Here is a 17,979-nt window from a genome sequence, read left to right on the forward strand (position 1 = left end):
CCCCCTGCACCGTGGAGTGCCCGCGCACGGCCTCTGAAGTCGGGCATTCAAGCCGCCCTTCATCCAACACGAAGTTCGTGCAACACGAACTTCGTGTTAATCTGAAGGTCTGATGAAGAACGTCACCGTGACCATGGAAGACAGCGTCGCCGAGTGGGCGAGGCTGGAAGCCGCGCGGCGCAATACCAGCGTGTCGAGGCTGGTGGGTGAGCTGCTCGCGGAGAAGATGCGGCACGACGACGCCTACGAGCGTGCCTTGCAGGACTGGTTGCACCGTGAGCGCACCTGGTCCTCGGACGGCCAGCCGTATCCGGGACGGGAGCTGCTGTGAACGCCCCTGTCGCCGACCTTGCCCCCGTTGAGCTGACGGCCCCGGTCTTCGTCGACACCTCGGTACTGATCCTCAGCGAGGACGGCGCCGATCCTGCGCGGCGCGCGCAGGCCATGGCCTGGTTGCGCTGCCTGTGGCAGCAGCGGCTGGGGCGCACCTCCAGCCAGGTGCTCAATGACTTCTACCGGTCGGTGACGACCCACATCGAGCCACCCATGCCCAACGGCGACGCGCGGGCCGAGGTGCGCCGCTACCAGCGCTGGGCGCCGTGGGCGACCGATCATGCGACGGTCGAATCGGCCTGGTCGCTGGAAAGCCGCTTCTCCCTGCCGTACGCCGACGCGCTGATCGTCGCGGCCGCCAAGGCGCAGGGCTGCGAGACGCTGCTGAGCCTGGCGCTCCCGCACGGGCAGCTGTTCGACAGCGTCCTGATCGTCGACCCGCTGCGCGCGCTGCCGGCGGGCGCTTCCCTCTCCGACTTCCTGCCGTCTCCGGCGACTGCTCCATGACCGCTGCCCTTGATCGAGCCCTCGGTGTCCTGCGCGAGGACGTCCGCGCGATGCACGCCTACCAGGTGCATCCGTCCGCCGGCCTGATCAAGCTGGACGCGATGGAGAACCCGTTCCGGCTGCCGCCGGAACTGCAGCGCGCGCTGGGCGAGCGCCTGGGGGCCGTCGCCATCAACCGCTACCCAGGCGAGCGAACCCAGGAACTGGCCCAGGCGCTGGCCGCGCATGCGAAGCTGCCCGAGGGGCAGGCGTTGATGCTGGGCAACGGCTCCGACGAGTTGATCTCGCTGCTCGCGATGGCCGTCTGCCAGCCGGGCGAGCGCGTCGTCGTGCTGGCGCCGGTGCCGGGCTTCGTCATGTATGAGCTGTCGTCGAGGTACCAGCACCTGGACTTCGTCGGCGTGCCGCTGACGGCGGATTTCGAGCTCGACGAGGCCGCGATGCTCGCCGCCATCGCCGAGCACCGTCCCGCGATCGTCTACCTGGCCTATCCGAACAACCCGACCGCGAATCTCTGGGATGACGCCGTCATCGAACGCATCGCCCAGGCCGCGCCGGGGCTGGTCGTCATGGACGAGGCCTACCAGCCCTTCGCCGCGCGCGACTCGATGGCGCTGATGGCGCGCCACCCGCAGGTGCTGGTCATGCGCACGATGAGCAAGTTCGGCCTGGCCGGCGTGCGCATCGGCTACATGATGGGCAACGCCGAGCTGATCCGGCACATCGACAAGCTGCGCCCGCCGTACAACGTCAGCGTGCTGAACGCGGAAGCCGGGCTCTTCGCGCTGGAACACGCCGAGGTCTACGAGCGTCAGGCCGCCGAGCTGCGCGCCGAGCGCGCGAGGCTGCAGACCGCGCTGGCCACGTTGGCAAGGACCGTCGACCTGCACGCCTTCCCGAGCGAAGGCAACATGATCCTGGTGCGTGTGCCCGATGCCAACGCGCTGCACGCGGCGCTGAAGGCGCGCGGGGTGCTGGTGAAGAACGTCTCGGGCATGCATCCGCTGCTGGCGCGCTGCCTGCGCCTGACCGTCGGCACGCCGGACGAGAACGCGGCCATGCTGGCGGCCATCGAAGCCAGTCTGAAATCCTCCTGATCTCCCTGGAATCCCCATGAGCTCCGAACGCATCGCCGAAGTCCGCCGCGACACCAAGGAAACGCAGATCCGCGTGCGCGTGAATCTGGACGGCACCGGTCAGGCGTCGTTGAACACCGGCATCGGGTTCTTCGACCACATGCTCGACCAGATCGCCCGGCACGGGCTGATCGACCTCGACATCGAGGCCAAGGGCGACCTGCACATCGACGGCCACCATACCGTCGAGGACGTCGGCATCACGCTGGGCATGGCCGTCGCGCAGGCGGTCGGCGACAAGAAGGGCCTCACCCGTTACGGCCACAGCTACGTGCCGCTGGACGAGGCGCTGTCGCGCGTGGTGGTGGACTTCTCCGGCCGCCCGGGCCTGGCCATGGACGTCAAGTTCACCGCCGGATCGGTCGGCGCCTTCGACACGCAGCTGACCTACGAGTTCTTCCAGGGCTTCGTCAATCATGCGCTGGTGTCCCTGCACGTGGACAACCTCAAGGGCCACAACGCGCATCACCAGTGCGAGACCATGTTCAAGGCCTTCGGCCGCGCGCTGCGGATGGCGATGACGCTGGATCCGCGCTCCGCCGGCGTCATCCCCTCGACGAAGGGCACGCTGTGAGCGCCTCGGGAGCTTCTCAGCCGCGTACCGTCGCGGTCGTCGACTACGGCATGGGCAACCTGCGTTCGGTGTCGCAGGCCGTGATCGCGGCGGCGCAGGACCAGGGCGTGCGCGTGGTCATCACGTCCGAGCCCGACGAGGTCTACGCCGCCGAGCGCATCGTCCTGCCCGGCCAGGGCGCGATGCGCGACTGCATGCGCGAGCTCGCCGACAGCGGTCTGAAGGAGGCGGTGCTCGACGCCGCCGCGCGCAAGCCGCTGATGGGCGTGTGCGTGGGCATGCAGATGCTGCTCGACCACAGCGAGGAGCAGGACACCCCGGGCCTGGGGCTGATCCCCGGCCAGGTGAAGCGCTTCCGCCTCGACGGCCAGGTGCAGCCCGACGGCAGCCGCTACAAGGTGCCGCAGATGGGCTGGAACCGCGTGCACCAGACGCGGGCCCACCCGGTCTGGGGCGAGGTGCCGGACGAGAGCTGGTTCTACTTCGTGCACAGCTTCTACGCCGAGACGTCGGACCCGCGCGACAGCGTCGGTCAGAGCGAGTACGGCCCGCGCTTTACCTGTGCGGTGGCGCGGGATAACATTTTTGCCACCCAATTCCACCCCGAGAAAAGTGCCGCGTCCGGGCTCGCCCTGTATCGCAACTTCCTGCACTGGACGCCTTGAGCGCATGACGCGCGGCGTCCCGTCCTGTGTCGCAGGCGTGGCGCGCGCCGTTCTCGAGGGTTCCAGAACCTTTCCCCTTCCTTCACCCCCACTGCCTCGGCCATGCTGCTGATTCCCGCGATCGACCTGAAAGACGGCAAATGCGTCCGCCTCAAGCAAGGCGACATGAACGACTCCACGACCTTCGGCGAGGATCCCGCCGAGATGGCGCGCCGATGGGTCGATGCGGGCGCCCGGCGCCTGCACCTTGTGGACCTGAACGGCGCCTTCGCGGGCAAGCCGGTCAACGAGGCAGCCATCAAGGCGATCCTGCGCGAGGTCGGTGACGACATCCCCGTGCAGCTGGGCGGCGGCATCCGCGACCTGGACACGATCGAGCGCTACCTGGACGACGGCCTGTCGTACGTGATCATCGGGACGGCCGCGGTGAAGAACCCCGGTTTCCTGAAGGATGCGGCGTCGGCCTTCGGCGGGCACATCATCGTGGGCCTGGACGCCAAGGACGGCAAGGTCGCCACCGACGGCTGGAGCAAGCTGACCGGCCACGAGGTCGTCGACCTGGCGAAGAAGTTCGAGGACTACGGCATCGAGGGCGTGATCTACACCGACATCGGTCGCGACGGCATGCTCACCGGCATCAACATCGACGCGACGGTGAAGCTGGCGCAGGCGCTGTCCATCCCGGTGATCGCCTCGGGCGGGCTGTCCAACCTCGCCGACATCGACGCGCTCTGCGCGGTCGAGTCCGAAGGCGTGAGCGGCGTGATCTGCGGCCGCGCGATCTACACCGGCGACCTCGACTTCGCCGGCGCGCAGCGACGCGCCGACGAGTTGAACGGAGGCTGACCGGTGCTGGCCAAGCGGATCATCCCGTGCCTGGACGTGACCGGCGGTCGCGTCGTCAAGGGCATCAATTTCGTCGAGCTGCGCGACGCCGGCGATCCGGTGGAGATCGCCGCCCGCTACAACGAGCAGGGCGCCGACGAACTGACCTTCCTCGACATCACGGCGACCAGCGACGGCCGCGACCTGATCCTGCCGATCATCGAGCGCGTGGCCTCGCAGGTGTTCATTCCGCTGACGGTCGGCGGCGGCGTGCGCTCGGTCGCCGACGTGCGGCGGCTGCTGAATGCGGGGGCGGACAAGGTGAGCTTCAACTCGGCGGCGGTGGCCGATCCCGAGCTGATCCGCGCGGCCTCCGACAAGTACGGCGCGCAGTGCATCGTCGTCGCGATCGACGCCAAGCGTCGCCAGAACGCCGACGGCAGCACCGGCTGGGACGTCTACACGCACGGCGGCCGCAAGAACACGGGCCTGGACGCCGTCGAATGGGCCACGCGCATGGCCGAGTTCGGCGCGGGAGAGATCCTGCTGACCAGCATGGACCGCGACGGCACGAAGAGCGGTTTCGACCTGGCGTTGACGCGCGCGGTGTCGGACGCAGTGGGCGTGCCGGTGATCGCCTCGGGCGGCGTCGGGTCGCTGCAGGACCTCGCCGACGGCATCACGAAGGGCGGCGCCGACGCGGTGCTGGCCGCGAGCATCTTCCACTACGGCGATCACACCGTCGGCGAAGCCAAGGCGCTGATGGCGTCGCAGGGCATTCCGGTCCGCCAATGAGCAACTCCAGTGGGCGAGCCAAGGGCCGCGAAGGCCGTGCGCGCGATCAGACCCCGGAGATCGACGGTCTGCGCCGCGCCGGCCGGCCCGGTCCTCGGGTGACGGTGGGCGAGGGCGCGGTCAAGCCGCGTCCGCGCGAGGCGGGACCGGGCGAGGTCCGCATCGTCGGCGGCGTCTGGAAGCGGTCCAAGCTGCCGGTGCCGTACGTGGTCGGTCTGCGTCCCACGCCCGACCGGGTGCGGGAGACGCTGTTCAACTGGCTGGGGCAGGACCTGGCGGGCTGGCGCGTGCTGGACGCCTTCGCGGGCAGCGGGGCGCTGGGTTTCGAGGCCGCGTCGCGCGGCGCGACCGGCGTGACCTTGCTGGAGCGCGATGCGACGCTCGCGAACGCGTTGCGTGCCAACCTCAAGCGGCTGGACAAGGACGGCACGGTGCCGATGACGATCGCGAACGCGGATGCGCTCGCCTGGATGCGTCGCGGGACGCCGGGATCGTTCGACCTGATCTTCCTGGATCCGCCGTTCGCGGACGGACTTTTCGTCGACGCGCTGGCCGCGGCGGCGCCGCTGCTGGCCGACAACGGCCTGATCTACCTGGAGTCGCCGGAGGCGATCGAGGCGCCGGCGGAGTTGGGCTTGTCCGTGTGGAAGGAAGGGCGGGCCGGGGCCGTGCATTACCGGCTGCTGCGGCGCGGCGGATAATCCGCCCCTATGACCTCCCAGATCCTGCTGACGGCCGTCTACCCCGGCACCTTCGACCCCATGACCCTCGGCCACGAGGATCTGGTGCGTCGCGCCAGCCGGCTGTTCGAACGCCTGGTGCTGGCGGTCGCGGCGGGCCATCACAAGAAGACGATGTTCAGCATCGACGAGCGCCTGGACATGGCGCGCCAGCTGGTGGCGCCGTATCCCAACGTCGAGGTGGTGGCCCTGGAGGGCCTGCTGAGCCACTTCGTGCTGGCCAACGGCGGCAAGGTGGTGGTGCGCGGGTTGCGGGCGGTCTCGGACTTCGAATACGAGTTCCAGATGGCCGGCATGAACCGGCAGCTGATGCCCGAGGTCGAGACGGTCTTCCTGCCACCGTCGGACAACTACCAGTTCGTCTCCTCCACCTTTGTGCGGGAGATCGCCACCCTCGGCGGCGAGGTCTCCAAGTTCGTCTCGCCGCTGGTCCGCGAGCGCCTGGCAGAGCGCGTCGCCAAGAACCGCATGGAGCAGTAAGCCATGGCGTTGATGATCACCGACGAATGCATCAACTGCGACGTCTGCGAACCCGAGTGCCCCAACCACGCCATCTCGATGGGCGAGGAGTACTACCAGATCGAGCCCAGCAAGTGCACGGAGTGCGTCGGCCATTTCGACGAGCCGCAGTGCGCGATGTTGTGCCCGGTGGCCTGCATCCCCGTCAATCCTGATCACGTCGAATCGCGCGAGACGCTGATGCAGAAGTACGTGCGACTGACCCAGCAGACAGCTTGAGTCATTCGCCTACTTGAACGGGCAATTGAAGCGCCGAACGCCACGGCGCAAGATCACCGCCTTCTGATTCCGGAACCCTTCTGAGCGTCGTGCAGTTGCCGACTGCTGGGCCGGGATCGCTTCATCGGAAGGAAGGTGAGATGGCGGACATCCATGATGTGGCGGACTACTTGATCGTGAAGCTCTGGGAGGCCGGCGAGCGTCCCAGCGTGCATCGGCTGCACAAGTTGCTTTATTACGTGCAGGGCTGGCACTTGGTCGTGCACGACCGCCCGCTCTTCCCGGAGCGGTTCCAGGCGTGGATCCACGGGCCGATCAGCAAACCGCTGTTTGATCGCTTCTCTTGGGATCGTTCCCTGTACGGCGCCGTCGAGCTTCGCGACGTACGCGAAGGTTTTTCGTTCGATGTCTTCAGTGAGGTCGAGCGCAATCACATCGATCGCATCCTCGACGAGTACGCCATCTATCCGACGTTCCAGCTGATGCGGATGTCGCGAGAGGAGTTGCCTTGGCTCAAGGCGCGAGGCCACCTGCCCCTTGCTGATCAATGCGATCGTGAACTCGACGAAGACTGCATGCGGAAGTTCTTCAAGTCGCAAATGGAGCAGGAACATGAAGCCCAAGGTCTACCTGCGCAGGTCTGACTCGCCGCGGATGCGGGCTGCAGATCCTGCTCCAGTCGCAGAGAGGCCGACACCGCAGGGGCGGCAGACGCGATCCTCAGGCAATCCCAAGTGGTCCTTCGGCATGAAGTTCTTCCGCGAGATCAAGTTCTTCGGCTTTGATTCGGCGGAGATCGACAAGCGTTGGATGGTCTCCATGTTCTATCGCTTGGGAGAACTCTCCGGCTTGCGGGTGATGGACGTGATGCGCGACGCCGGTGTTCGAGAAGGCACGCTCCGAATTCATGACATCGATTGGTCTGCCCGCAATGCGCCGCTCGGGCCTGAGGACATCGGCAAGTACAACGATTACAAGGTCCGTCTGTCCAAGCCGCTCGGCTGCGAAGTGACCGCGTTGAGGCACGAGGTTGCGCAGGTGATGGCGAAGAGCCGCGAACGCGATTGCGGATGCGAGAGCGATCTTGCCGCTGCGCTGCAATGGCGCCGCGACCAGCGGGGCCGCGCGATCGTCATGCCGGTCATCGACGGCACCGAGATCGAGGACGCCGACCAACTCATCGCCGAAGGCCGTGTCGGCAGCTATCGAGACATCTTTGCAGCAGGCCTCGTGGCCGTGTTGGAGAGACGTCTCGATAGCTGAGGATGGGGCCGAGGCTGAGCCCGCGGCGGACGTCGGAACTCAGAGTTCCCAGCGCTCCGAGTAGCTCGGCGGGCGCGGCCACTGCTCGGCTTGAGGCGGTCGGTCGGGATGCTCCCGCGCCCACCGCCTCGCCAGCATCCACCCGCCGTGACTGACGACCAGTGCGCCGCTCGACCACGTCGAAGCGCGCTGGAGCAATGCCGTCAGCGACTCGCCGCCCTCCGGCGCGTAGCGCGCGAAGTCCGAGACCCACGCGTCGATCTCGTGCTTCGAAATCTCCGTCCATCGCCGGCCATCCCACGCGCCGAAGTCGATCTCCGCGAGCGCCGCGTCGGTGTGATGTCGCCAACCCCACTGCTTCAACCATCGGCCGACATCGGCGCAGCGCTGCAGGGGCGACGTCCACACCTCATGCGGCAGTCGGTGTCGGCTCGCGTGGGCCTGGATGCGCCGCGCGAGCCGCTTGGCGCGGCGTCGTTCCACCGGCAGGTCGCAGCGTGCGCCCACGCATAGACCCTTCGCTCCTTCGGGCTGCGGATGTCGCCAGACGACGATGCTGGCGATCTCACTGCCGCTCATGTTCAATCCGCCGGGAACAGCGGCGCCATCGCCAGGAACGCCAGCAGCGCGCCCAGCTCGACGATCTGCTGCGTCGCACCCAGCGTGTCGCCGGTGTAGCCGTTCAGGCGGCGTTCCAGCATCGATTGCATGTAGAAGGTCAGGCCCGCGCTCACCACGACCGCCGCCAGCATCTCCGGCACGTTCTCCGGCGTGATCCAGGCGCCGGCGATCGTCGCGAGCACCACGAGCGCCAGCGCGATGGCAAGACCTGGCCCGCTGATCTGCATCGCTAGCGGCTTGGCCTTCGCGTGTTCGGCATCGCCGGCGTAGGGCAGGGCGTGCAGCAGCCAGACCGGCGCCGCGCGCGAGGCCACGTGCGCCCAGACGATCGCGACCATGGCGAGGACCGGATCGATGTCAGCGAGCCCGAGCAGCACCGTCGCCTTCAATCCCAGCACGAGGATGAGGCCCAGCGCGCCGTAGCTGCCGATGCGCGAGTCCTTCATGATGGTCAGCGCCTTCTCGCGCGAGACCGAGCCGCCGAGCGCATCGCAGCTGTCGGCCAGTCCGTCCTCATGGAAGCCGCCGGTCAGCCAGACGCTGGCCGCCATCGCGAGCCCGACGGCGACCGTGGCCGGAAAGAGCTGCAGCGCGCCCCACAGCACCAGCGCGGAGACGCCGCCGATCACCGCGCCGACGAGCGGAAAGTAGCGCGCGCACTGCTGCAGCCAGGCGGGTTCGAACCCGACCCATCGCGGCACGGGCACGCGCGTGAAGAACTGCAGGGCGACGAAGAAGAGGCGGACTTGATGCATGGACGCGGACCGGGAAACCGGCCGCGATGATAGGTCGCCTAGCGCGTCCTATCCCGCTCCAGCAACCCCTCATACGCGATCGCGACGTTGGCGCAGAAGATGTCGAGCATCTCCCGCCCTTCGTCGTCGAGCGGATCCGACAGCACCATGTACAGCAGGCTCTCGTTGCCCGAGTGGGTGCGGTAGTAGCCGATGAATCGTCCGTCCTCGAAGCTGCTCTGCCGGGTGGACAGCGCGCGGTCGAGGGCGTCGCGCACGTCGGCGGGCAGGTCCGAGACCTGGGCGTCGGCGAGCAGTCCCTGGTAGTCCGAGGTCGCGGCCAGCACCTGCAGCCGGCCGTCCGCATGCGAGGCTGCGTACATGCGGCTCGCGCACAGGCCTTGCGCCTGATACCCGAGCATGTGCCCCACCTGCTCCAGCAGCGCCGAGGCGAAGTGGCGCAGGTTGCTCGAATCGTGGATCTGGGTGATCGCGTCGATCGAGCGCCGCAGCGCCGCGCGCGACTGCGACAGGATCACGATGTCGCGGTACGAGCGCAGCGCCGAGTAGAAGACCGTGATCAGCTTGCGCTTGGTCAGCTCGGTCTTCTCCTTGTAGTCGTTGATGTCGTAGGTCTTGATGACGTGTTCTTCGGGCGCCTGGCCGGGCTGCCCGGTGCGCAGCACGATGCGCACGTGGGTGTTGCGCAGTTCCTCGCGGATGAAGCGCGCCACGTCCAGGCCGGCGTGTTCCGACTCCATCACCACGTCGAGCAGGATCAGCGCGATGTCCTGGCGGTCGCGCAGCAGGTCGCGGGCTTCCGCGCCGTTGTACGCATTGAGGAACTGGAGTTTCCGACCGGCGAACTCGAAGTCCGCCATGACCAGCTGGGTCACCTGATGCACGGCCGGATCGTCGTCGACGATCATCACCAGCCACGGGTCCAGGGCGCGTGAGCGGACGTCATCGCCGGGATCCGGCAGCTCGTCGGCGAACACCATGTCGGTCATCGGTTCCTCCCTGCTTGATTTTGTTGCGGGCCATTATCAACAGCCGAGGTGACAAGGGAAGCCCGGCAAACGCGATGTCAGCAGGAAGGCTCCAGCGGCATCGGCCCGGTGCGGTCCCTGCCTTGCCGTGTACGTTTGGCTTCGTACATCCGCATGTCGGCGCATTCCATCAGCGCCGTCGCGTCGCGCCAGTCTTCGGGGCAGCGCGAGGCGCCCATGCTGGCCCGCAGCGGCAGCGCCCGGTCGATGTACGTGAAGGGCCCTTCGACCGCCGCGTGGATGCGCTGGAGCGTCGCCTCCAGCGTCGCCGCGGACCCCGCGTGAGTCAGCAGGATCGCGAACTCGTCGCCGCCCAGCCGGGCCACCGTGTCCGACTCGCGCGTGGTGCTTGCGAGCCGGCGGCTGAACTCGATCAGCGCCGCGTCGCCCGCCGCATGGCCCAGCGTGTCGTTGATGTGCTTGAGCCCGTCCATGTCCAGCAGCACGACGGCGATCGGCGGATCGCCGCGCTCCACCTCCGCGGTGGCGTGGCGCAACCGGTCCATGAACAGTGAGCGGTTGGCCAGTCCGGTCATGTCGTCGTGCGTCGCGCGATGGAAGAGGTCGTCGCGCCCGTAGCGCGTGGCCCAGTACATCGCCGCGCCCAGCACCTTGGACATCAGCGACAGCACCTCCACCTCCCGGTTGCCGAAGTTGCGGACGCGGGAGGAAAAGGCCTTCAGCACGCCGACCGGTGTGCCCTGGTGCGACAGCGGCAGTACCACCATCGAGCGCAGGCCCACGCGCTTGCAGGCCTCGAGGTCGACGCGGCCGTCGGTGTCGACGTCCTCGCAGATCAGCGGGATGCCCTGGCGCAGACAGGTGCCGGAGAGGCTGCCGTCGCGCCGCACGCGCACGCCGAGCTGGTGGCTGGCCGCGCCGGCGACCGCGCGGTAGACCAGGTCCTCGCCTTCGGCGAGTTCGATGGCGGCGCCGTCGGCGTCGACGAGCTCCAGCGTGCCGTGGACCGACAGCGACATCACGCCCGCCAGGTCGAGCCCGAGCTGGGCGACCTGGCTGTGGATCTCGATGATGCGGAGTAACGCGTCCCGGCTCGGCATCGACTGCCCCGAAAGGACCGCTCCCTGTCCCACGACGGCCCCCTCCGCGCGCGCACTGGGTGCGTCGATGCGCGGGACCACCTGCCGTCGTGCCGCCAGTCTAGACCTGGCGCCCGCGCGATTCATCCCCTGTTTCCGGTGACGTTGCGGCCCGGCACCGCCGCGTCTCGGGGAATCTCCCGATGGGGGCCATGTCTTTACGCTGCGGATACGAGGCATGCGCAGAATCGCGCCCCATGTCAGAAAACAAATCGTCCCCGGCCACCGCCGCTCCCGCAGCTCCTGCAGCTCCTGCAGCTCCCGCGGGCGTCGTGCCGTTCACGTCCTACCAGAAGCTTGCCGCGGGGCTGATGGCGCTGCTGCAGTTCTCCGTGGTGCTCGACTTCATGATCATGTCGCCGTTGGGCGTGATGATCATGCCGGCGCTGCGCATGAGCTCGGGCGAGTTCGGCCTGGCCGTCTCCGCCTACGCCTTCAGCGCCGGCATCGCCGGCCTGCTCACGGCGGGCTTCGCCGACCGCTTCGACCGCAAGCGCCTGCTGCTGTTCTTCTTCTGCGGCTTCCTGCTGGGCACGCTGTGGTGCGGCCTGGCGACGAGCTTCCCTTCGCTGCTGGCGGCGCGCATCGTCACCGGGCTGTTCGGCGGCGTCATCGGCTCCATCGTCATGGCGATCACCGCGGACCTGTTCCCGCCGGCCCAGCGCGGCCGCGTGATGGGCCTGCTGCAGGGCGGTTTCGCGGCCAGCCAGGTGCTGGGGCTGCCGTTCTCGATCTTCCTGGCGTCGCGCTTCGACTGGCATGCGCCGTTCATCGCGATCGTGCTCTTCGGGCTGCTCGCGGCGCTGGTGATCGCCTTCAAGCTGCAACCGGTGAACGCGCACCTCGGCGCGGCCGGCACCGGCCAGCACAGCGCGGCGCGGCACCTGTTCCAGACGGTGCGCATCCCGCGCCAGCAGCTGGCTTTTGCGCTGACGGCGCTGCTGACCACCGGCGGCTTCATGCTGATGCCCTTCGCCAGCGCCTTCGTCGTGCACAACGTCGGCATCCCGCTGGACCACCTGCCGATCATCTACCTGATCACCGGCATCTGCACCCTGGTGTTCTCGCCGCTGATCGGCCGGCTGTCCGACCGCATCGGCGCGATGCCCGTGTTCTACGCCGGCTGCGCGATCACGATCGCCACGGTCGCGTTCTACACGCACCTCGGCACCTCGCCGCTGTGGGTGCTGATCGTCGTCAACGTGGTGATGTTCGTCGGGATCTTCTCCCGCATGATCCCGGCCCAGGTGACGCTGGCCGGCGTGCCGGCGCCGGAGCAGCGCGGCTCGTTCAACGCGATCAACTCGGCGCTGCAGCAGCTGGCCGGCGGGCTGGCCTCGCTGGTGGCCGGGCACATCGTGCACATCGGGCCGGACGGCCACGTCAACGACTTCCCGTACGTGGGCTACGTCGTCATCGCCTCGACGCTGGTCGCGGCGCTGCTGATGCGCCAGCTGGTGCGCGGCAAGCCGGCAGGCGGCGTGCCGGCACCGGCCAAGGTGGGCTGAGTTCGCCCACCGATCCGTGAGGGAAGTCACGGACGGGCGATGGTTCTTGCCGAACCGTCTAGAGTGGGCCCCCGAACGGGGGTCATTGGTTACAGGTGAGTAACGTCCGCTCCCTAGAATTCAGGGTTTTCACCGACCCGGAATTCGACCATGTCCTCCGCGATCCGGCGCCTGAGCGGCGCTCTTGTCCTGTCTGCCCTGGCGCTGACCGCGCTGTCGGCCCGCGCCGCCGGCCCGGCCGTCGACACGATGGCCCGCATCAAGGAGGCCAAGACGATCACGCTGGGCGTGCGCGAAGCGTCGCGGCCGTTCTCGTTCGTCAACGAGCAGAAGCAGGGTCAGGGCTATTCGGTCGACCTGTGCCTGCAGGCGGTCGAGGAGATCAAGAAGGAACTGAAGCTGCCCGAGCTGAAGGTCAACTACGTCGTCGTCTCCGGCGCGGACCGGATCCCCAAGCTGCAGAAGGGCGAGATCGACCTGGAGTGCGGCTCGACGACCAACACCAAGGCGCGTCAGGAGCAGGTCGACTTCAGCTACACGATCTTCGTCGCGGGCATGCGCGTGCTGATCGCCAATGGCTCCAAGGTCGACACCATCAAGGACCTGGACGGCATGACGATCGCGCTGGCCAAGGGCACGACGTCGGAGAAGCTGTTCACGCAGCTGAACACCTCCGGCGAGGCCAAGATGCAGCTGGTCCAGTACCCCAACAACACCGACGCCTTCAAGGCGCTGCGTGAGGGCAAGGCCCGCGCGTTCGCGCAGGACGATGCGCTGCTGCTGGGCCTGGCGTCCAAGGACAAGGCGCTGGACAGCCTGAGCCTGGGTCAGATGGCGTTCTCGGTGGAGCCCTACGGGATCATGATGCGCAAGGGCGACGCCAAGCTGGCGGCGGCCGTGGACCGCGCGCTGAGCCGCGTCTACAGCAGCGGCGAGATCGAGCAGCTCTACAACAAGTGGTTCCAGACCTCGGCGCTGTCGATCCCGATGAACCGCCTGACGCGCGACGGCTTCAAGCGTCCGAACCGCGAAGCGGGCGTGGCGATGCTGCTGGGTTACTCGATCTGAGCGATCCCTCCGGATCCTGGTGAGCAAGCGGACCTTCGGGTCCGCTTTGCATTGGTGGGCCCGCCTCCCTAGCCCTTGGGGGACGCATTCGTGCGCATCGCCGGGACACTGCGCGCTTCCAGTTGCCGCAGGAAGTCCATGCGCCGTCCCGACCTCGTCCGCCGTCGTCCCTCGTTCCTTGGCCGCGCAGCCGCCGCTGCTGTCGCCGCCGTGTTGTCGGCGCCGCTCGTGTCCGCGCTGGCCCTCGACGTCCCGTCCGGCTGGACGCAGCGTGTGCACGAGGACGGCCTGCTGCTGCAGCCCGCCGATCTGCCGCCGGGCAAGGTGATGCAGCTGTGGGTCGCGCCGCCGGCGGACGCCGGGCGCGACGACGGCATCGCGGCGCTCGCGCACATCAAGGATCCGATGCGTGGACTGGGTGCCGCGGGCCAGCCCACCTGCAAGCCGCCGCAGATGCTGCAGGCCGGCGTGGTGCTCCAGAACTGCGTGGCGACCGTGAACGGCGCGCCCATCGAGACGCAGGTCTACCTGCGACCGGCGCGCAACGGCCAGGTCGAATGGCTGCGGATCGCGTTCTCGCAGGATGAGGCGCTGCTGCAGCGCTACGGCGGCGGCTTGAAGACGCTGTCGTCGAAGTCGAATGAGCTGTGGCCCGCGCTGAAGGTACTCGCCGGGGACGAGCGTCGACAACGCGAGGCCGCCGAGCGGGCGGCGACGATGGAGCGCCGCGCTGCCGCCGATCGCGCCATCCACGTGGCGCCGGGCAAGGGCGTGGCGGAGCGCGACATCGCCGTCATGCTCTGGACCTGGTACCAGCCCAGCGGCGAGAGCCTGGTGGAGAACCTGCATCTGCTGCTCAAGGACGGCACCGGTTATCGCAATCTCGACCTGCCGCCGGACGAGCTCGACATGGCTGCGGCGCGGCGCGTCAAGCCGGAGCGCGTCCTGCAGTGGCGTCGCAGCGGCGGCGACTGGCAGATCAAGGACCACGACGACAAGGACTGGCGCACGATCAGCGGCACGCCGGCGGCGCCGGCCTCGGCGGGACAGCGGCTGGACGGCACGTTCACGCACTCCTGGTACTCGATCCTCGGCGGCGGCAGCTCGCAGAACCGTTTCCATTTCCAGCCGGACGGCACTTTCGAGCAGACCGGCAAGTCGGTCTTCGGCACCGGCACCATGGCTGCGGCCAATGGCGTGGCGGGCATGGCGACGAGCACCTACTCGCGCGGCGGCAGCACGACGACCTCGTCCGTCAGCGCCGTCGGCGCCGGTGCCGGCGGCGCGCAGCGACAGCGACGCAACGGCGGCGACTTCGTCGGCCGCTACCGGCTGGACCGCTGGGCCATGGTCGTCGAGCGCGAGAACGGCGAGCAGGAGCGCGTGCTCTTCGCGTTCAACGGCGAGAAGCAGCGCGCGGTGTTCATCAAGGACCAGGGCTACTCGAAGTAGCGCGGGGTTTCTCCTCAATGGTGAGGATGTCGGATCCCCGCGTCGACCGTATCGTGGCCCCCATCGGGGCAGAGCAACGGGGGAACGACATGGACACCATCAAGCGAGGGCTGGCGCCCGTGCGCGAGGCCACCACCCTGCAGGTGTTCCTGCTGGCGCTCGGCTACCCGTTGAACCCCGACGGCAACTTCGGCCAGGGGACGGAAACGGCGCTGCGCCAGTTCCAGCAGGACCACGGTCTGATCGTCGACGGCGTGGCGGGCGAGAAGACCTGGACGACGCTGTTCGCGCTCAAGCCGGAGCTGCTCTCGCAGATCAGCGCGCGCTGGCTGTCGCAGCAGGACATCGAGGCCTTCGCCGTGAAGTTCTCGCTCAGCGTGCCGCTGGTCCGCACGGTCTACAGCGTCGAGTCCGGCGGCATGGGCTTCGTCGGGGTGAAGCCGAAGATCCTCTTCGAGGGCCACGTCTTCTGGGCGGAGCTGGAGAAGGCCGGCATCGATCCGAGACAGCATGTCGTCGGGAACGAGGACATCCTCTTTCCCAATTGGAACCCCAAGAGCTACGTGGGCGGCCTGGCCGAGCACGCACGGCTGGATCGCGCGAAGCAGATCGCCGAAGGGCCTGCGTTGAGCGCCGCGTCCTGGGGGCTCTTCCAGATCCTCGGTCTGCATGCCAAGCCGCTGAAGTACGCCAGCGTCCAGGACTTCGTGGAGCAGATGGAGGAGAAGGAGGCAAATCACCTGGACGCCTTCGGGCGCTTCATCTCGGTGAACAAGTTCAAGGGTACGCCGCTCGTGGACCTGCTGCGGGCGCAGAACTGGGCCGCATTCGCGCGGGCCTACAACGGGCCCGCCTACGAAAAGAACGCCTACGACAAGAAGCTGGCCGATGCGTTCGCCAAGCACAGTGCGGCGACACTCGGCGTTTGAAGATCAACAAGCGAAGGAGGAGAGATCATGGGAAGTTTCCAGACGGCTTTCGAGAAGATCGGCGATGCGCTGGAGGACCTGGCCACGCTCGACGTGATCAGCTACAAGGGGACGATCGAGCTCACCGCGGCGGGCCCGGCGCCGGATTTCGACGCGCTGCTCGCCAAGGCCAGAGGCTCGGCCCAGTTCAGGCTGGTGGCCTGCACGCAGGCCAAGCTCGACGGCGACGTGACCGTGTTCTACGACAAGGACGCCACCGAGGCGGACCTCGCCGCGCACAACCAGCTGGTGAGCTCGGCCACCGAGAAGCGCGCCGCGATCATCAAGATCTTCGAGACGGCGATCGTCGGTGCGATCAAGAAATAGTCCGGCGTCAGTGACTGTGGAGTCGGGCGATCTCGCCACCGTGGGCGGATGGATGGACGCCGCGACGGAGCGCCGGCAGTTGCCGGATCCGAAGCGGCAGGTCGACGCCGTGGAGAATACCAACGATGCCAGCAGCGCCCTGTACATCCGGGCGCTGCGCTCGCGTCTGGTGAGCCTGGGATATCTCGCTGCTTCCGAGGCGGAGGGCGACACGCTCACGCCGCCGCTGCAGGTGGCCATCATGAGCTTCCAGAAGCAGGCGGGTCTGGCGACCGACGGCTGGGCCGGGCCGCTCACCAAGGAGAAGCTCCAGCAGCTCGTGAGCTTCGAGGACGGGCAGGACATCCGCGCGTGGGGTGCCACGGGCGAGCGGCCGGCGGAGTTCAGCGCGGTCCATCGCGCGGTCTATCTGCGGCTGTACACGCTGGGCTGCTTCTCGGATTGGAGCCAGCCGCTCACGACCGAGACCGATGCGCGGCTGGAGGACAACCCGGCGATGCAGGAGGCGCTGGAGCGTTTCCTCGACCATGCCCTCGCGCTCGGTCTGATCACGGAACGCCTTGCCCCTGTGCTGGCGCCGCGGACGTTGGCCGTGCTCTTCGGCCATGACGCGATGATCCGCGCGCTCGGCGCCTCGCCCGGGTTCGTCGCCGCGCCGGCGCATCGCCAGTTCGTCGACGCCCTCGGGCGCGTCGAGCTGTGGCTGCTGGGTTACGACGTCGCCATCGCGCGCGAGCCGACCACGACGCGGGTGCTGGTGCCGGGCACCGGACCTCGCGGCGCGGCGAGGTTCATCGTCATCGATCCGGCGGTCGACGAGGCCCTGGGCGACTTCTTCGGGGGCAAGGCGCTGGCAGGTATCGACCGGCGCTTCCTCGGCATTCCCGCCGTCTTCTTCGAGCGGGCGGCCGTGCTGTCCGACGCCCAGTCCGCCACGCCCGACGCCGAGGTGCAGGACGCGGTGCTGCAGGACGTGGCCGATCACCAGGCCGAGATCGTCGACCGCCTGGACCATCTCGCGGCCCGCGTCTGGGATGGGATCAAGCGTGCCTGGGCCTGGCTCAAGGCGAAGGTGAAGCAGGTGGTGGAGAACATCAAGGACCGGCTCTGGAACGTGGCGCGCGTGATCGCCAGCAGCGCCCGCGGCGCCTACGAGCTGGTGCTGAAGGCGGTCGACGTCGTCCACCACGGCGTGGTCTGTCTGCGCGGGCGCACGCTCGGGGCCGGACTGCCGCATCCGGTCATCCTGGCGTTCGGGCGCGATTTCGACACCACGCTGTTCGTCGAGGAACGGTGCGATCCCGAAGAGCTGGCGGCGCTGATCGACCACGACGCGGCGCAGAGCCAATGCCTGGGCATCGCCTGCCGCCTGATGGGCTTGCTGCTGCGCGCGCTGCGGCAGGTGTCCCGCGTGGTCGTGGTGGCGGCCGGCGCGGGATGGCTGCTCCTGCTGCTGGGACTGTCGCGGCTGCGGGCTGCGCTCAGGGAGTTCGGCGACGAACTGGAAGCGCTGAAGGCGTTCGAGATCCCTGAGGATTCGCTGTACCGGAATCCGGTGCGGTGACTGGTGGGCGGC

22 protein-coding genes are annotated in these 17,979 nt (G+C 68.1%); 18 read left to right on the forward strand and 4 right to left on the reverse strand.

What is annotated here, in order from left to right; translation table 11 throughout:
• Positions 1-112 precede the first annotated feature (112 nt).
• From ACQZ13_RS06660 to ACQZ13_RS06715, 12 genes are all read left to right on the forward strand, one after another.
• Positions 113-331 (forward strand): CopG family transcriptional regulator, encoded by a 219-nt coding sequence (locus tag ACQZ13_RS06660; protein WP_088408424.1) that lies wholly within the window; start codon positions 113-115, stop codon positions 329-331.
• Positions 328-840: a PIN domain-containing protein gene (locus ACQZ13_RS06665; protein ID WP_431050420.1), complete on the forward strand. Its 513-nt coding sequence runs from the start codon at positions 328-330 to the stop codon at positions 838-840. Before ACQZ13_RS06660 ends, ACQZ13_RS06665 begins: the two co-directional genes overlap by 4 nt.
• The gene (gene hisC / locus ACQZ13_RS06670) at positions 837-1,937 is read left to right on the forward strand and encodes a histidinol-phosphate transaminase (RefSeq protein WP_431050421.1); all 1,101 of its coding nucleotides are present in this window, start codon (positions 837-839) and stop codon (positions 1,935-1,937) included. The genes ACQZ13_RS06665 and hisC overlap by 4 nt, the downstream gene beginning before the upstream one ends.
• A gap of 16 nt (positions 1,938-1,953) precedes the next feature.
• Positions 1,954-2,550 (forward strand): imidazoleglycerol-phosphate dehydratase HisB, encoded by a 597-nt coding sequence (gene hisB, locus ACQZ13_RS06675; protein ID WP_088408422.1) that lies wholly within the window; start codon positions 1,954-1,956, stop codon positions 2,548-2,550.
• Positions 2,547-3,215: an imidazole glycerol phosphate synthase subunit HisH gene (hisH, locus tag ACQZ13_RS06680; protein ID WP_431050422.1), complete on the forward strand. Its 669-nt coding sequence runs from the start codon at positions 2,547-2,549 to the stop codon at positions 3,213-3,215. Before hisB ends, hisH begins: the two co-directional genes overlap by 4 nt.
• Positions 3,216-3,317: 102 nt before the next feature.
• A complete protein-coding gene (gene hisA / locus ACQZ13_RS06685; RefSeq protein ID WP_088408421.1) occupies positions 3,318-4,061 on the forward strand; it encodes a 1-(5-phosphoribosyl)-5-[(5-phosphoribosylamino)methylideneamino]imidazole-4-carboxamide isomerase in 744 nt (247 codons plus the stop codon).
• A gap of 3 nt (positions 4,062-4,064) precedes the next feature.
• Positions 4,065-4,835, forward strand: coding sequence for an imidazole glycerol phosphate synthase subunit HisF (gene hisF / locus ACQZ13_RS06690; protein ID WP_431050423.1), 771 nt, complete (start codon positions 4,065-4,067; stop codon positions 4,833-4,835).
• Positions 4,832-5,536, forward strand: a complete 705-nt coding sequence (gene rsmD / locus ACQZ13_RS06695; RefSeq protein WP_431050424.1) for a 16S rRNA (guanine(966)-N(2))-methyltransferase RsmD — start codon at positions 4,832-4,834, stop codon at positions 5,534-5,536. Before hisF ends, rsmD begins: the two co-directional genes overlap by 4 nt.
• A 9-nt stretch (positions 5,537-5,545) precedes the next feature.
• Complete coding sequence (gene coaD, locus ACQZ13_RS06700; protein WP_431050425.1) at positions 5,546-6,055, forward strand: pantetheine-phosphate adenylyltransferase; 510 nt, start codon at positions 5,546-5,548, stop codon at positions 6,053-6,055.
• A 3-nt stretch (positions 6,056-6,058) separates the two neighbouring features.
• Positions 6,059-6,313, forward strand: a complete 255-nt coding sequence (locus tag ACQZ13_RS06705; RefSeq protein ID WP_088408418.1) for a YfhL family 4Fe-4S dicluster ferredoxin — start codon at positions 6,059-6,061, stop codon at positions 6,311-6,313.
• Positions 6,314-6,453: 140 nt separating this feature from the next.
• Positions 6,454-6,957: a Panacea domain-containing protein gene (locus ACQZ13_RS06710; protein WP_431050426.1), complete on the forward strand. Its 504-nt coding sequence runs from the start codon at positions 6,454-6,456 to the stop codon at positions 6,955-6,957.
• A complete protein-coding gene (locus tag ACQZ13_RS06715; protein ID WP_431050427.1) occupies positions 6,926-7,576 on the forward strand; it encodes a hypothetical protein in 651 nt (216 codons plus the stop codon). The genes ACQZ13_RS06710 and ACQZ13_RS06715 overlap by 32 nt, the downstream gene beginning before the upstream one ends.
• Positions 7,577-7,615: 39 nt before the next feature.
• Here ACQZ13_RS06715 and ACQZ13_RS06720 read toward each other — a convergent pair whose 3' ends face one another.
• The 4 genes from ACQZ13_RS06720 to ACQZ13_RS06735 all read right to left on the reverse strand — a co-directional run bounded on the left by ACQZ13_RS06720 (position 7,616) and on the right by ACQZ13_RS06735 (position 11,041).
• A complete protein-coding gene (locus ACQZ13_RS06720; RefSeq protein ID WP_431050428.1) occupies positions 7,616-8,155 on the reverse strand; it encodes a histidine phosphatase family protein in 540 nt (179 codons plus the stop codon).
• A gap of 2 nt (positions 8,156-8,157) precedes the next feature.
• Positions 8,158-8,952, reverse strand: coding sequence for an adenosylcobinamide-GDP ribazoletransferase (locus ACQZ13_RS06725; RefSeq protein ID WP_431050429.1), 795 nt, complete (start codon positions 8,950-8,952; stop codon positions 8,158-8,160).
• Between the two features lie 38 nt (positions 8,953-8,990).
• A complete protein-coding gene (locus ACQZ13_RS06730) occupies positions 8,991-9,941 on the reverse strand; it encodes a DUF3369 domain-containing protein (protein ID WP_431050430.1) in 951 nt (316 codons plus the stop codon).
• 77 nt (positions 9,942-10,018) lie between these two features.
• Positions 10,019-11,041, reverse strand: a complete 1,023-nt coding sequence (locus tag ACQZ13_RS06735; protein WP_431050431.1) for a diguanylate cyclase domain-containing protein — start codon at positions 11,039-11,041, stop codon at positions 10,019-10,021.
• A 236-nt stretch (positions 11,042-11,277) separates the two neighbouring features.
• On the opposite strand from ACQZ13_RS06735, the gene ACQZ13_RS06740 reads away from it, so the two are divergent.
• From ACQZ13_RS06740 to ACQZ13_RS06765, 6 genes are all read left to right on the forward strand, one after another.
• Complete coding sequence (locus ACQZ13_RS06740; protein ID WP_431050432.1) at positions 11,278-12,588, forward strand: MFS transporter; 1,311 nt, start codon at positions 11,278-11,280, stop codon at positions 12,586-12,588.
• A 150-nt stretch (positions 12,589-12,738) separates the two neighbouring features.
• On the forward strand, positions 12,739-13,656 hold the full coding sequence (locus ACQZ13_RS06745) for an amino acid ABC transporter substrate-binding protein (RefSeq protein WP_431050433.1): 918 nt from the start codon (positions 12,739-12,741) through the stop codon (positions 13,654-13,656).
• Positions 13,657-13,794: 138 nt separating this feature from the next.
• Entirely contained in the window at positions 13,795-15,108 is a 1,314-nt protein-coding gene (locus tag ACQZ13_RS06750) for a hypothetical protein (RefSeq protein WP_431050434.1), read from the forward strand.
• An 89-nt stretch (positions 15,109-15,197) separates the two neighbouring features.
• Entirely contained in the window at positions 15,198-16,037 is an 840-nt protein-coding gene (locus ACQZ13_RS06755) for an N-acetylmuramidase domain-containing protein (protein WP_431050435.1), read from the forward strand.
• 27 nt (positions 16,038-16,064) lie between these two features.
• Positions 16,065-16,403 (forward strand): hypothetical protein, encoded by a 339-nt coding sequence (locus ACQZ13_RS06760; protein ID WP_431050436.1) that lies wholly within the window; start codon positions 16,065-16,067, stop codon positions 16,401-16,403.
• 10 nt (positions 16,404-16,413) lie between these two features.
• Positions 16,414-17,967 (forward strand): peptidoglycan-binding protein, encoded by a 1,554-nt coding sequence (locus ACQZ13_RS06765; RefSeq protein ID WP_431050437.1) that lies wholly within the window; start codon positions 16,414-16,416, stop codon positions 17,965-17,967.
• Positions 17,968-17,979: the final 12 nt, after the last annotated feature.

Source organism: Roseateles sp. L2-2 (assembly GCF_050613215.1).
In the GTDB taxonomy this organism is placed as follows: Bacteria; Pseudomonadota; Gammaproteobacteria; order Burkholderiales; family Burkholderiaceae_C; genus Roseateles; species Roseateles noduli.